We start from the raw sequence: 14,468 nt of genomic DNA on the forward strand, positions 1-14,468 counted from the left end.
CTTACTGTTCGTTTTTCGCGTATGTCGCTTCAGTTGCGGCCTTTGAGGCGCGCCACCACTGTTCGTTCTCGCGATACCACTCAATCGTCTCGCGAATACCGGCATCAAAGTCGCGGTGGCGAGGGTGCCACCCGAGTTCGTTCTCAAGCTTGCGTGCGTCGAGCGCGTAGCGCACGTCGTGCCCGGGCCGGTCGGCCACAAAGTCGATGTCGTCTCCGTCGCGCCCGAAGGCCTCGAGAATGACCCGCGCAACCTCGCGGTTACTTCTCTCGCACTTCGCGCCCACCAGGTACGTCTCACCGATGCGGCCCCGCTCGAGGATAGCAAGAACGGCCGAAGAGTGGTCGTCAACATGAATCCAATCGCGAACGTTCGCGCCGTCACCAAAGAGGCGCGGCCGCACTCCATCAAGAAGATTCGTGATTTGCCGGGGAATGAACTTCTCAACGTGCTGGTGAGGCCCGTAGTTATTCGAGCAAATCGAGATGGTTGCCCTTAACCCGAAGCTGCGTGTCCAAGCGCGTACGAGAAGATCGCTGGAAGCTTTCGTCGCACTATAGGGAGAGCTTGGCCTGTAAGGGGATTCTTCCGTGAACCGCCGCTCATCCTCGAGCGGTAGATCGCCGTAGACCTCGTCGGTAGAGACGTGGTGGAGGCGCACGCCGAACTCGCGTACCGCTTCAAGCAGGGCAAAAGTGCCCACAATGTTCGAGCGCACGAACACGGTCGGGTCGCTCAGCGATCGATCGTTATGGGACTCGGCAGCAAAGTGCACAACCGCATCCGTTTCAGGATCGAGGCTTTCTACAAGCGCACGAGTGGCTTCACGATCAGCGACATCGCCAACAACGAGATGCACGCGATCCTCAGGAAGGCCCTCGAGGTTTGCTTCATTACCCGCGTACGTCAAAGCATCAAGAACTGTCACCGAATAATCGGTGTGCGTGACGACATAGTGCACGAAATTCGCACCGACGAATCCCGCGCCACCGGTCACGATCAAGTGTGCAGCACCCATAGCCGTTAGTGTGCCACGACGAGGAACGCGAGGCTGTTAGGCGAGCCTCCCGGCCCTCTCCCCACGCCCCAGCGCCATGATCGTAAAACCGGCCTCGCGCCAGCGGGCCAGATCGAAGACCCCGCGTCCGTCGATCACCGCACGCTCGGCCACGAGCTCCGCGACACGAGCAGGATCAAGGTCGCGGTACACCTGCCACTCCGTCGCGAGGATGAGCAAGCGCGCGCCGCTCATCGCTTCCTCGAGATCGTCCACGAGGGTCAACTCCTCGTAGCGGCCTCGCACGACCGCGAGAGCCTGCGGATCCGTGATGCGCACATCCGCACCGTGACGTGCGAGGGAAAGAGCGATGTCGATCGCGGGCGAATCACGCACGTCATCGCTATAGGGCTTGAACGCGGCGCCGAGAACAGTAATGGGCACACCCGTGAGGTCCCCGTTGAAATACTCGAGGGCGAGCTCCACGGGACGCGCGCGACGCTTCTGATTGATGCGATCAACGTTGCGGAGAAACTCGAAGGACTCCCCCACGCCGTGCTCCTCCGCGCTCGCAATGAAGGCCCGCACGTCTTTAGGGAGACACCCGCCGCCGAAGCCGATGCCGGCTTTGAGGAAGCGTCGGCCAATGCGCTCGTCGAGACCGATCGCCTCGGCGACCTCAACAACGTCGGCGCCCGTTGCCTCGCACATCTCCGCGACCGCGTTGACAAAACTGATCTTCGTTGCGAGGAACGCATTCGCGCTCACCTTCACGAGCTCGGCGCTCTCGTACCCGTACACAAGGCGAGGCGTGCCGGCCTCGAGGATCGAGGCGTACACCTCGTCGAGATGCGTGATGGAAAACTTCTGCTCCTCGTGCACGCCGTACACGAGGCGATCCGGACCGAGAGTGTCTTTCACCGCGTACCCCTCGCGCAAAAACTCCGGATTCCACGCGAGTTCGACGTTCGGAAGATCCGCAAACGCCTCGCTGAGGCCGCGAGCCGTTCCGACGGGCACGGTCGACTTGCCCACCACAAGGATCCTGTCGCGCGTTGATCCGGCGAGAACTTCCCTCAGGCCCCTGCGTACAGCACGGAGGGCGGTGAGATCTGCGGAGCCGTCGGACCCCTGTGGCGTTCCCACGCACACAAAGTGCACGTCGCACTCGCGCACATCCGCAAGATCCGTCGAGAAATGGAGATTTCCCCGCTCGAGGGCTGCGGAGAGTTTTTCGGGGAAACTGGGCTCGAAAAATGGCGCTTCACCGCGCTCAAGCTTGGCGATCCTCTCGGTATCCACATCGATCCCCACGACATCGTGCCCCAGTTCCGCCATACATACCGCGTGAACTGCACCAAGATATCCGAGCCCAATAACCGAGATTTTCATATATATCCTTGTGACGAATCAGTAAGCGAATCTTTGACGACGAAAAACCGTCATTGATTCGACTCTACCGACCGCACACTCACACCCCGGCCCGGGTCACCGAGAATTCACCGCGTACTTTCAGCCGTTCACGCGCCCGTTAACAACGTCTGGTTTCCGACGGTCGCCGCGACCACTCGACCCCACACGGATCAATCGTGCGGCGACGAGTGCGGGTCAGCGATCACGGCCGACTCGTAGTATTCGCGCAACCGCTCTTCTTGCGTGAACGTCAAATGGCCGAGCCCGTTCGCGCGCGGGGCATCCTCGAGAATTTCGCGCCGAACCGCGGTTCTGGGGCCGCTTTCATCAAGGTCAATATACTCGTAGGGAATATAGATTTCACGCGTACTGAAAGGCCCGAGAGCAAGCGTCACAAAAGAGATTTTTTGAGTGCGATCATTGAGGAAAATTTCGCACACTTTACCGAGGCGCGCACCGGAGGCATCGCGCACGAGAGCGTTGCGGAGTCGATCAAGCTCAACCTCGGTCGCCATACACGCTACTTTCTACTCGTCGGGGTAAACGGATCGGCTTCGCGCAGCGGGATGACGAACATGCGCAAGAAAATCGAGAGGTCATGGTCATAGAGGCCATCGCCCATGAGGGCATCGCGCATGAAGACCCCCGTCCACATCGCGACGATCGAGCGGGCAATCCACTCGGGGCTCGCACCTTCGTCGAGCCAGCCCTTTTCTTCGTACATCTCAAAAAGGGCGGTGAGCTTTTCTTCTGCCATCGTCTGCATTCCCACGATCGCTTCGTGACCGGGGTGATCTTTTTCGACAGCCTCGGCCCTCACGACGGCGAACATGACGGACTGGTACTGCCGCACCGCATCCCAGTCACGAATCGCCGCGGGCTCTTGCGCCGTCTCGACGAAGTCATCGATGAGCTCTTCAAAATGGCGTGCCGCGCGCTCGAGGACCGCCTGGAGCAAGGTTTCCTTACGGGAAAAATGATGGAGCATACCCGGGTGGGAGATTCCCACGCGCTCGGAAATATCGCGAAGCGACGTGCCACGGTAGCCGTACGTGGAGAACAGGAGCGTCGCTTCCTCGAGGATGACCTCGCGGGTGCGCTCTCCGCGCGCCCGCGTGAGGTTGACTCTGGCGCCGTGATCCGGCGATGGATCGGCCGTGCGACGGGCTGCTCGGCGATCGGGGGTCATGGGCAACACTCCTAGGCTCTGTGACGGCGCGTGAGCCTTGTGGCTGCTACGCACGCTCGCCCGCACAACACTGTAGGGCCACGACCTGCACGTACGCTAAGTTACCGCGATGAGCATGGGGGTGGATTCACGGGCGAATACCAATATTTCCAGCAGTTACTCCCAGTATGTCACAGCTCCGGGCCTTCAGCCCGCAAGCCGCTCGCATATCTGCACCGCGTTGAGGGCCGCGCCCTTGCGAAGATTGTCCGAGGACACGAAGAAGATAAGTCCGCGACCATCCGGAACCGCCTGATCACTGCGGAACCGCCCCACGAATGTGCCGTCGCGCCCTGCAGCAAGGCGCGACGTGGGCACATCAACGAGGTCGACGCCCACCTGGGCCCGGACCGCTTCCTCGGCTTCGTCCACGGTAATCGGCCGCTCAAACTCAGCGTGGATGCTGAGCGAATGCCCCGTGAACACCCCAATGCGCACGCATGTGCCCGACACACGGAGATCCGGAAGATCGAGAATACGCCGGGACTCATTGCGGAGTTTTTGCTCTTCATCGGTCTCGAGCGAGCCGTCGTCCACAAGCGCCCCCGCGAACGGGACCGCGTTGAACGCGATCGGAGCTGGATATACGCACGGCGCCGGCTCAGCATCGACTCGGCCATCGAGGGCAAGCGACTCAAGATCATTCACGTGAGCGCGCGTTTGGCTCGCAAGCTCGTCGACGCCTTTGAGGCCGCTGCCGGACACAGCCTGGTAGGTCGCAACCGTGAGGCGCTCGAGCCCGGCGCGCTCGTGAAGAGCCTTGAGGGTCGGCATCGCCGCCATCGTCGTGCAGTTCGGGTTCGCGATAATGCCTTTCGGCGCTTTCTCGGCACACTCTCCGTTCACTTCGGCGACAACGAGCGGGACATCCGGGTCCTTGCGCCACGCGGAACTGTTGTCGATCACGGTTGCACCGGCGCGTGCAAACACGGGAGCGAGGCGCTTCGAGGTCGCACCACCCGCGCTGAACAACGCGATATCGACCGTATTGCCCTCACCCTCGAGCACTGCGGTCTCGGCGTTTTCTACCACGAGGTCCTCGCCATTGACACGCATACGGGTACCCGCCGAACGCTCGGACGCAAAAAGGCGGATTCGCGAGTGCCGCACGCGACGCTCTTCGAGAAGCGTGAGCATGACACGGCCCACCTGGCCCGTCGCGCCCACAACAGCAATGATCGGCCCCGACGGGTCCTTGTCCATAACCTTTTCGCCCATTGCCCTCTCCCTTCGGCCGCGCTCAGCGACCCGTTCCGGCGTAAATGATGGCTTCACCCTCGCCGTCGAGGCCGAAAGCCGTGTGGAGCACCCGCACAGCCTGGTCGAGCTCGTCGACGCGAGTCACGACGCTGATGCGGATCTCCGAGGTCGAAATCATCGAGATATTGATCCCCGCGTTCGACAGCGCGCGGAACGCCGTCGCGGACACGCCGGGGTTCGATTTCATGCCCGCGCCAATGATCGAGACCTTGCCGATCTGGCTGGTGTACCGCAACTCGCGGTAGCCGATCTCGCTTCGCGCTGCCTCGAGCGCACGAGTGGCAGCCTCGGCGTGTGCCTCGGGAATTGTGAACGAAATCGCGACTGTACCGTCGACAGTTGAGACGTTCTGGACGATCATGTCGACATGCGCGCCGACGGACGCGACGAGTTCAAAAATTGCCGCGGCTTTCCCGGGCGTATCGGGGACCTCGACGAGGGTCACCATACCCTCACTGCGGTCGTGGGCGATGCCCGTGATCATCGGGGCCTCATGGCCCCCTTCTGTCAGGAATGCCACGGGGGCCTCCTCCTTCGTAGGTGAAACGTCGCAGGCGCCCGCGAGTGCGCCAAGGCGGGGAAGGTCGGGGTCGATCGGGAAGTCCCGATCGGGATCCTCGCAAATAACGGTGCCGATACGGCCGCTGTGGCTCGAACGCACGTGGAGTGGAACCTCGAAACGGCGCGCGTACTCGACACATCGAAGGGCGAGAATCTTCGCTCCGGCAGCGGCCATTTCCAGCATCTCCTCGGAGCTGATCTCGGGGATGCGGCATGCGCTCGACACGATGCGCGGATCGGCGGTAAAGATTCCATCCACGTCGCTATAGATCTCGCACACGTCTGCCTCGAGCGCTGCCGCGAGGGCGACGGCGGTGGTGTCGCTCCCGCCGCGACCGAGAGTCGTGATTTCCTTCGTCGTGCGCGACACCCCTTGAAAGCCCGCGACGATGGCGACATGACCGTTGTCGAGCGCGCTGCGGATACGCCCCGGGGTCACGTCGATGATGTGGGCGCCGCCGTGAAGCTCGTCGGTAATCATGCCCGCCTGCGAGCCCGTGTATGCCCGCGCGCTCACGCCGTTGGCGTTGAGGGCCATCGAGAGCACCGCCATCGAGATGCGTTCGCCCGCCGTGAGCAGCATGTCGAGTTCGCGGGCGGGCGGCTGCGCGGTCACTTCTTGGGCGAGGTCGATGAGTTCATCGGTCATGTCCCCCATCGCCGAGACGACAACCACGACTTCGTGGCCCGCCTTCGCGTACAGGGCGATGCGCGCGGCGACGCGCTTGATCGCGGCGGCATCCTCAACGGAGGATCCGCCAAATTTTTGTACGACAAGCGCCATGGGCGAGTTTCCCTTTCGCGCGCGGGGTTACCGCGGTAGAGGCATGAATGCGGGGTGGTGCCATTGTGACAGGCGAGGCCGCAGGGATGAGTGCAGCGCGCCCGTTGCGTCTCACACTGTGAGGCGTCCCGCGTGCAGCTCCTCGAGACTCTCCGGGATATCGTGCTCGCCTTTGATCGTGGGAGGCTCGACCGTGGCGGGCCTCACCTGCTCTTCGCCGAGCCCAAAGTCGGGCAACACACCGGTCCTCGAAGCTGCCTTGGCGATTTGCTCGAGCGTCGCGTCTTTCGGTAGACCAAGCTTCATCGCCTGACGTTCGCGCAGAGCCGCCCTCACGCGCGGATCGTCCGCGAGATCCGTCCGTGTGCCGCGCTGAGGTGCAATGGCTGAAAACGGCACCTCTCTGCGCATGTACCAGCCCGCAGGGCCGTAGACGATCGTGCGCAGGTCAATCGCCATCGCGCGGTAGGTGGCGATCATCCCCAGCGCGCTCGCCGCGAATCCCGAGATCCCAAGAACCCAGAGGTGCACCGGGCCCGCGAGGGCTGCGTCACCGGTCACCTGGAGCACGACGAGCAACGCGATGAGGCACACGGCTTCCACTGAGGCGAGACCAAGGGTTGTCACCCACACGACGCCCCGCTCCCATCGATTCACGGCCATGCGCTCAGTAATCGTGGGATAGGTGCGCTGATCCCGGACCCCTCGCTTTGATGGCGGTATGAGGTGAAAAAGGGAGAGCACGAGTGGTGGCAGCCATGCGAAGGCACTCAGCCACGCAACGAGCAGGACGAGTGCCGCGATGCGCGTCGTGAGGGAAAAATCCGTCGCGCCGGAGATGTCGCCAACGTTGCCATCGAACGTAAAAAGCTGCCCGAAATCGGCAAAGTAGTAAAACGGCACTACCAAAACAGCGACGATCAGGACCTGCCACCAGCGGTAACGAGCGATAGTGCGAAACGACTGCGCCACGACACGAGGGTTTGCGATGAACCTATTGCGCGGCAGGTGCCGACGATCCTGCGCGAATAGAACGCGCGTGTAGTGACCGTAGTTGTCCGTGCCAATCGCAGCTTGGCGCCTCATTTCCAGCTCGCCAAGTCCCGGCAGCTTCAGTGGGTTTGATGCACGCGCGAGTCCAGCCGCGAGAGGCGCGCTCAACAGTGCAACCACAAACATCTGGAGATACCCCGACACGACGATGTAAGAAAAATCGGCGAGGACGAAGGTGTTACCGGGAAGCGCGGTGAGGATCATCGAAAGGACGATCACTGCGAGCTCGGGCCACAGGATCCACTTCGCAAACGACCAGCCGATCGCCCTTCGAAACTCCTTCTCCGTGAGGTACTCGCGGGGGCGTAGCCGCGCAACCGACCGCAGACCGAGCGCTGCCGCCCCCAGACCGGCGAGCGCGCCTAAGGGCGCCGACCCAAAAGCTATGAACAGCACGACACCCGGTGACGCGCCGAGTCCGTTGAGGAGCGATGCCACGAACGATGGCTCGGCAATCGCGAAAATCGGCAAAAACAAAAACAGCGGGGTCAGCGAACCGAGAAACACCATCGCGAGCGCTCCCCAACTGACAAACCCCACAATTGCCATCCACACCCAAATCTTCCGGCCCGTGGCCGCGCGCATCGACCGCGCGGATTCGCACAAGACTTCCTCGGGAAGGTCGACGACGTCGTCTCCCGTGGGCAGCCTTTCCGGCTCGGGCAAGTCGAGCAGTGGCGGAAGTGACTGCGCCGAAGGCCCGGCGAGCGTCGGAATCCCCATGCCCTGGCCCGGCCTTCCCGGGTGAGTGCCCTGCACCATCGAAACCCCCTAGAAAGTGCGCCGCCCCGCGAACGCGCGGCCAAGAGTCATCTCATCAGCGTAATCAAGGTCCCCGCCGACCGGAAGGCCCGAGGCCAGACGCGTGACCTCGACTCCGGAGTCCGCAAGCGTGCGCGCGATGTAGGTGCTCGTCGCCTCGCCCTGAACGTTCGGGTCCAGCGCAAGGATCACTTCGGTGATGCCTCCTTGCGAGACGCGATCCTGAAGTTCCTGAATACGCAGGTCCGCCGGGCCGACTCCCCCGATTGGGTCGATCGCGCCGCCGAGCACGTGGTAGCGACCCCGATACTCGCGAAGCCGCTCGATCGCAAAAACATCGCGGGGCTCCTCCACAACGCACAGGAGCTCACCGTTGCGACGCTCGTCGAGGCAGATCGCACAGCGTTCTTCCTCTGCGATATTGCCGCACACCTCGCAAAAGCGGATGCGCTTTTTCACCTCGGTGAGGGTCGAGGCCAGCCGTTCGATCGACGCGCTCTCCGCACCGAGCACGTAAAACGCGATGCGCTGCGCCGACTTGGGGCCCACCCCGGGGAGCATCCCGAGTTCGTCGATCAGATCCTGCACGATTCCCTGAAACACACCTAAACTCTATGGCACGGGTGAGACAAATAAACTCGTAAACTCGCCCCACGCCCGTTCTCAACGCGAAAGCACACCATGACCATCCACACGACTCCCGGCGGAAGCGATGTCGAAAACGGCCGCGGCTACACGACACTCACCGTGCTCGATCAGCCCTCCGTGCCGCTCGCCGCCGTCCGCGTCAACGACCTTGCGATGGACGCGCTCGGAGACTATGCGAGCGTGGTTGCTGATGCTCTGCCCGCGGCGCTCGAGCGCGAAGGCGCCGAGATCACCGGGCACCTGGTTGTCGTGTTTTACCGCGTTGGCGGCATCGACAGCGCTCACGCGAAGAGCGATGTCGCTATCGGTTTCCCGATCGAACGTCCGCTTTCGAGGGATATCGACGTGAGGTCCGACGCTTGCCCGGGCGAGACCACACTCCACGCAAGTACCGTCACCCTCCCCGAGGGGCGCATCGCAGCTCTTTCGCACAACGGCCCCTACAGCACGCGCGACGACTCGTGGAATGCCCTGCTCACAACTCTCACGGACCGCGGGCTCGAGCCCACGCCGCCGTTTTGGGAAGTGTCGATTCCCGTTGCCGAGCAGGACACGGTCGTGACAACCTCACGCACCGATCTTTTCGCACCGCTTGCCCCGCTGAACTAGGAGCGGGCCATGCTTGCCGACGGTCAAGACGACCCCCTCGATTTCAGCGCCGTTCGACTCGCGCGGGCCTACCGCGACGGAGAGCTCACGCCGAGCGTCCACGTCGGGCGCGCACTCGAGCGCGCCCATGAACGCGGCGCGAAGGTCGGGGCGTTTTCGTGTGTCACCGACGATCGTGCCCGCACGCAAGCCGAGCGCGCCGAGGAGATGCTGCTCGCAGAACGCTCTGCGGGCAAAACGCCAGCGCCTTTCCTCGCCGGCATTCCCCTACCGATCAAAGACCTCGTCGAAGTCGAAGGGCTGCCATTCGAGGCCGGCTCCCCCGCTCTCGCAGGAAGCATATCGACTCGCACCGATGGCATCGCCGAGGATCTCATCGCCGCCGGCACCCTCACGCTCGGGAAAACCACGACGAGCGAGTTCGGGATGAGCGTGTTTAGCGAATCGCCACTCGGAGCGGCCCGCACTCCGTGGGATGTGCGGCGCACCGCAGGCGGTTCGAGCGGCGGCGCCGGTGCAGCCGTCGCGTGCGGCATCGCGCCACTCGCCCACGGCAACGACGCCGGCGGAAGCGTGCGTGTGCCCGCTGCCTGCAATGGCGTCCTCGGCATGGTGACCTCGCGTGGAACGGTAAGCGCCGGACCACACGGCCTCGACGGGCCGGGACTCGCGCGCCACGGAATGCTCGCGCGCACGGTCGCGGATCTCGCCCTCGGCATCGATCTCATCGCCCACGCACGGCCAGGCGATTCATTCGCTGGCACGCGGCCCACACGGGGCGCGGGCTGCGGCGCAACCTCTTCAGTCGAGGCGTCGCTCGCTGCGCTCGATGCGCGAAAGGTTTCACCGCTCAGGATCGGTGTGCTCACCTCGCCCATGGTCGCCGAGGTAGAGCTCGCGGCCTCCTCTCTCGAAGCCGTCGAGCGTGCCCGCTCGCTGCTCGAGGCCCTCGGGCACGCAACCATCGAGATCCCCGCACCGATGACACCGAAGGATTGGCAAACGTTCATGCCCGTGTGGGCTGTGGGAGCAGCGTCGATTCCGCTGCCGTACGGTCCGGCCGGGAGCGCCGAAGCCCGCGCCGGGGAGGAGGCAGCGGGCGTTGGAGCACTCACGCGCTGGCTACGCAGCATCGGCGCCGAAGTCACCGGATTTGAGTACGCCGCCGCCATCGCGCGCATCCAGGAACTTACGCGACGCATGGCCGAGGCGTGGGAAAGCTTCGACGCGATCCTCACGCCGATGCTGTCCGAGCCGCCCGTGCTCGCGGATCGCATCCCCGACGACCCGCGCGAGGACTTCGATTTTCAATCGCGCTTCACACCGTTCACGAGCGTGTGGAATATGAATGGGTTCGCCGCCATGAGCGTGCCACTGCATCGCACAGTGGTCGACGGAATCGAACTGCCCGTAGGCGTCCACCTCGGGGGAACTCGGCCGGGAGCCGAGACCACTCTTCTCAGTATCGCCGCGCAGCTCGAGGCCCTCGACCCCTGGCCCCTACTCGTCGCGCCCTGAAAGGCCCAGGCGCGGCTCGCCCCTTCCGCCGATCCTGCTCACATCCCGGACCTGACGTGTGTCCTGCCGGCCGGGCTTTTCCCTGCCGCCGCTCTCCTCGCCCGCGCCGTCACACTTCATGAAAAAACTGCCAGCACCAAGCCCTCACCGACCCCCCAGACCCACAATTTCTTCATACTCCGAGACGCGATCAGCGCCCAGAGCACAGCACCGAGAACGCAGCGCCGACCCCCGAACACAGAGCCGAGCCCAGAACAGCCCCTACCGCCGCTCTCCGCGCCCGCGCGCCGTCACACTTCATGAAAAACTGCCAACACCAAGCCCCCACCGACCCCCAAGCCCACAATTTCTTCATACTCCGAGACGCGATCAGCACCCAGAGCGCAGCACCGAGAGCGCCAGGCCGCGCCCAGAACTCAGAGCCGCGACCAGAACAGCCCCTGCCGCCGCTCTCCTCACCCGCGCACCGTCACACTTCATGAAAAAACAGCCAGCACCAAGCCCTCACCGACCCCCAAGCCCACAATTTCTTCATACTCCGAGACGCAATCAGCGCCCAGAGCGCAGAGCCGAGAACGCAGCGCCGACCCCCGAACACAGATTCTCGACTGCGAGATCAGGGCTGCTCGTCGATAACCTCGAGCACCTCGCCGCCGAGGAATTCCTCAACAATGTCTCGACCGGGGCGGCGCTGCGAGCCAGTTGACGACGCGTCTTCGTCATCGAGCGAAGCCCCCTGGAAGGGATCATCGTAATTATGACCCTCGGCGCTCACGTGCGATTCTTGAGCCTTGGGCGAGTGCTGGCTGCGTCCATTGAGCCCATAGCCAGCATGTGCACCGCTGCCGTGTCGATTGGCTTGCGCTTCGTGGAGGGCCTGACGCGCAAGCGCAGCACCCGTCAGACGCGGCGCACCAGCGGGACCCAGACCCGGGCCCCGCTTGAGCTCCTGTCTTTCGGGAGCCTGATCGCGTTGCACATCTGGTTGCGTGCGTAGTCCCCAGCTGTCTTCATCTGTCGACGTAGCGGTTGCTGTCCCCGACCATGCATCGGTCTGCTCCGCATCAACCTCGGCCTGAGCCCGCCCGATTGCTGGATCCTTTTCGTGCCCCGCCGGGACGTTCGCCTCGGGTGCATCTACGAGAGTCGCCGCAGGTTCAAAACCCTGACCGAACGCGCTTGCCATCGCCTCCTTGAGAGCCTTCTGGCCGTGGGTGCGAGGCTCTCCCTCGCCTGGTTGTGCCGGGATGCGCACCGGCTCCGTGACCCCGCGCGGCATCGAAGCAGTGTCGCGCGCGGGCGTCGGTTCTTCAAACTGCGCCCGAGGTTCAGGCTCCGGCTCGGAGGTGCGCTGCGGTGTGTAGTCCTCAGACGGGGCATCCTCGTCACCGGGAGGCTCCTCGTCGAAGAACGGCGGCACGTCCGCGTCCGGCTCGCGAGGGGCGGCAACTGCCACGGGAGGCTGGCCCCCTGGAGACGCCTCCGCGTCGCGCGTTGCGCGTGCATTCGCTGCGTTCTGCCCGGGCACGTGCGGTGAAGGCGCCGGATGCTCGGCTGGAGCAACGGCATCGCCCCACCGCTCAGTGGGCGCGGCGGCCTTGGGGGGTCCACCTTCGCGTGATCGATTGCCGTTCGCAGGCGAACCATTGGAGGGAGAACCGCCGCGCCCATCTCCCGGCGGCACATCGCCAGAGGTAGCCTCGACCGTCACGTCGATGCGCATGATGCGCCGCACGGCCTCGGCCATATGCGGCGCGTGCTGGCCGCGATAGAAAGCACTGACGAGCCCTTGGCTGCGGAAACTCAACACGAGGGTCGAGCCGTCAAACGACTGAATGCCCGCATTTTGAGCGATAAGCGCCCACGATGCGCGCTTGAGCGTCTGCAGCGTATCCATAAGCGCCGACCAGTGCCCCTCAACATCGCTCGCACTCGCGCCCGAATCCGCCGGTGTGGCCTGCGGGTTCGCCCCCTTCGTCGCAGAATGGGCCGGTTGCTCGGTGGCCGGGTTCGGCTTCGGGGAGTCCGACGGTTGCTGCGACACAAGGTCGCCCCATGAATCATCGCTGTTGCTCGGCGCCGGTCGCCGTGGCTGCGATTGAGGTTGCTCCGGCGTCGGCCGAGAGGCCTGCGCGTTTTTCACGGGTTCCGCTTCAGGCGAGGCTGGCACGTGCTCCGGCCCTTCTTGAGCCTTGGGCTGCGTCCGAGGCTGGTCTGCCTGCACCGCTCTCTGCTCTTCTCGCGCGGGGTCTCGGTGCGCGTGCGGCGACGATTCCTCGGCCTGCGGCGCTCGCGAGACCTGATCTTTGTCGCGGCCCGCGGCCGCCGCTGCCTGTTCCCGTGCAATTTGCACGGCGCGCTGACGTGGAGACAGGGTTTGGCGGGAGGCGTCGGACTGCGCAGCCCCGCCCCCATTCGCGCCACCGAAAGAGGCGCCCGGGGCGCCGCCCACCGCGCCGGGGCGTGCCCCGATTGCGCCCTCCCCCGTACCCGTCGCCGGGCTGAGAAGGAGCCTCGCGGCGAGCAATTCGAGATGTAAGCGTGGCGAGGTCGCGCCCACCATGGAGTTGAGGGCCTCGCTCGTCACCTGCGCCAAATTCGTAAGCGTGCGAGGCTCGAAATCCTCGGCCTGGGCACTCAGGCGTTGGACCTGGTCGCTAGGAACGTCCGGAAGCAGCTCGCGTGCGCGCTCGGGGGCAGCCACGAGAACGATGAGATCACGGAAGCGCTCGAGCAGGTCCTCGACAAAGCGCCTAGGCTCGTGGCCCGAGCCGATCACCTCGTCGAGAACGCCGAACAGGGTCGCGGCGTCGTGCGCCGCGATGGCATCAACCGCGCGATTAAGCAGTTCAACGTCGGTGAAGCCGAGCAGGTTCGTCGCAACCTCAAGCTCGACACCGCGTTCGTCAGAGCCGGCGATCAGCTGGTCAAGCACGCTCAACGTGTCACGGGCCGAGCCGCCGCCCGCACGCACGGCGAGCGAAAGGACTCCATCCTCAACCGCGACGCCCTCCTGGGCGCAAATCTGTTCGAGGTAAGGGAGTAACACCTGCGGCGGGATGAGGCGGAACGGATAGTGGTGAGTGCGCGAACGGATCGTGCCGATCACCTTGTCGGGCTCGGTCGTCGCGAACACAAACTTGACGTGCTCGGGCGGCTCCTCAACGAGCTTGAGCAGCGCGTTGAAGCCGGCCGAGGTGACCATGTGGGCCTCGTCGATGATGAAGACCTTGAAGCGGTCGCGGACCGGAGCAAAAGCTGCACGTTCGCGCAGGTCACGGGCATCATCCACGCCGCCGTGGCTCGCGGCGTCGATCTCGACGACGTCGAGGCTGCCCGCCCCGTCGCGTGCGAGATCACGGCATGAATCGCACGTGCCGCAGGGTGTATCCGTGGGCCCCTCGGCGCAGTTCAGGCACCGCGCGAGAATACGTGCCGACGTGGTCTTTCCGCAGCCGCGCGGGCCCGAAAAAAGATAGGCGTGGCCGATTCGGCCCGACTTCAACGCTCGCCGGATCGGCTCGGTGACGTGGTCCTGGCCGATCACTTCGGCGAAGGACTCGGGGCGATAACGACGGTAAAGAGCTGTAGCCACGACACCAGCCTAATGGAGGGCAGCATTGTGGATGAGGTTG

11 protein-coding genes are annotated in these 14,468 nt (G+C 64.2%); 2 read left to right on the plus strand and 9 right to left on the minus strand.

Annotated elements, in window-relative coordinates; translation table 11 throughout:
- Position 1 precedes the first annotated feature (1 nt).
- The 8 genes from rfbB to recR all read right to left on the minus strand — a co-directional run bounded on the left by rfbB (position 2) and on the right by recR (position 8,661).
- Complete coding sequence (gene rfbB / locus HMPREF3176_RS07385) at positions 2 to 1,018, minus strand: dTDP-glucose 4,6-dehydratase (RefSeq protein ID WP_070459326.1); 1,017 nt, start codon at positions 1,016 to 1,018, stop codon at positions 2 to 4.
- A gap of 36 nt (positions 1,019 to 1,054) precedes the next feature.
- Positions 1,055 to 2,389 (minus strand): UDP-glucose dehydrogenase family protein, encoded by a 1,335-nt coding sequence (locus tag HMPREF3176_RS07390; protein ID WP_070459329.1) that lies wholly within the window; start codon positions 2,387 to 2,389, stop codon positions 1,055 to 1,057.
- Positions 2,390 to 2,580: 191 nt separating this feature from the next.
- Positions 2,581 to 2,925: a PRC-barrel domain-containing protein gene (locus HMPREF3176_RS07395; RefSeq protein ID WP_070459332.1), complete on the minus strand. Its 345-nt coding sequence runs from the start codon at positions 2,923 to 2,925 to the stop codon at positions 2,581 to 2,583.
- Positions 2,926 to 2,930: 5 nt separating this feature from the next.
- Positions 2,931 to 3,599 (minus strand): TetR/AcrR family transcriptional regulator, encoded by a 669-nt coding sequence (locus HMPREF3176_RS07400; RefSeq protein ID WP_016663778.1) that lies wholly within the window; start codon positions 3,597 to 3,599, stop codon positions 2,931 to 2,933.
- Between the two features lie 186 nt (positions 3,600 to 3,785).
- Positions 3,786 to 4,856, minus strand: a complete 1,071-nt coding sequence (locus HMPREF3176_RS07405) for an aspartate-semialdehyde dehydrogenase (RefSeq protein ID WP_083286317.1) — start codon at positions 4,854 to 4,856, stop codon at positions 3,786 to 3,788.
- Positions 4,857 to 4,878: 22 nt separating this feature from the next.
- Positions 4,879 to 6,243: an aspartate kinase gene (locus HMPREF3176_RS07410; protein WP_070459335.1), complete on the minus strand. Its 1,365-nt coding sequence runs from the start codon at positions 6,241 to 6,243 to the stop codon at positions 4,879 to 4,881.
- A 111-nt stretch (positions 6,244 to 6,354) separates the two neighbouring features.
- The gene (locus HMPREF3176_RS07415) at positions 6,355 to 8,058 is read right to left on the minus strand and encodes a hypothetical protein (protein ID WP_070459338.1); all 1,704 of its coding nucleotides are present in this window, start codon (positions 8,056 to 8,058) and stop codon (positions 6,355 to 6,357) included.
- Between the two features lie 9 nt (positions 8,059 to 8,067).
- Positions 8,068 to 8,661 carry a recombination mediator RecR gene (recR, locus tag HMPREF3176_RS07420; RefSeq protein WP_016663774.1) on the minus strand — a complete coding sequence of 198 codons (594 nt, stop codon included), beginning with the start codon at positions 8,659 to 8,661 and terminating at the stop codon, positions 8,068 to 8,070.
- Between the two features lie 78 nt (positions 8,662 to 8,739).
- Here recR and HMPREF3176_RS07425 point away from each other — a divergent pair, with 78 nt between their 5' ends.
- A complete protein-coding gene (locus HMPREF3176_RS07425) occupies positions 8,740 to 9,315 on the plus strand; it encodes a GyrI-like domain-containing protein (RefSeq protein ID WP_070435592.1) in 576 nt (191 codons plus the stop codon).
- Positions 9,316 to 9,324: 9 nt separating this feature from the next.
- Complete coding sequence (locus tag HMPREF3176_RS07430; RefSeq protein WP_070459341.1) at positions 9,325 to 10,833, plus strand: amidase; 1,509 nt, start codon at positions 9,325 to 9,327, stop codon at positions 10,831 to 10,833.
- A gap of 616 nt (positions 10,834 to 11,449) precedes the next feature.
- Here the strand turns inward: HMPREF3176_RS07430 and HMPREF3176_RS07435 are convergent.
- Positions 11,450 to 14,428: a DNA polymerase III subunit gamma and tau gene (locus tag HMPREF3176_RS07435; RefSeq protein ID WP_070459343.1), complete on the minus strand. Its 2,979-nt coding sequence runs from the start codon at positions 14,426 to 14,428 to the stop codon at positions 11,450 to 11,452.
- Positions 14,429 to 14,468: the final 40 nt, after the last annotated feature.

Source organism: Dermabacter sp. HMSC08H10, assembly GCF_001807585.1.
Classification (GTDB): Bacteria; Actinomycetota; Actinomycetes; order Actinomycetales; family Dermabacteraceae; genus Dermabacter; species Dermabacter hominis.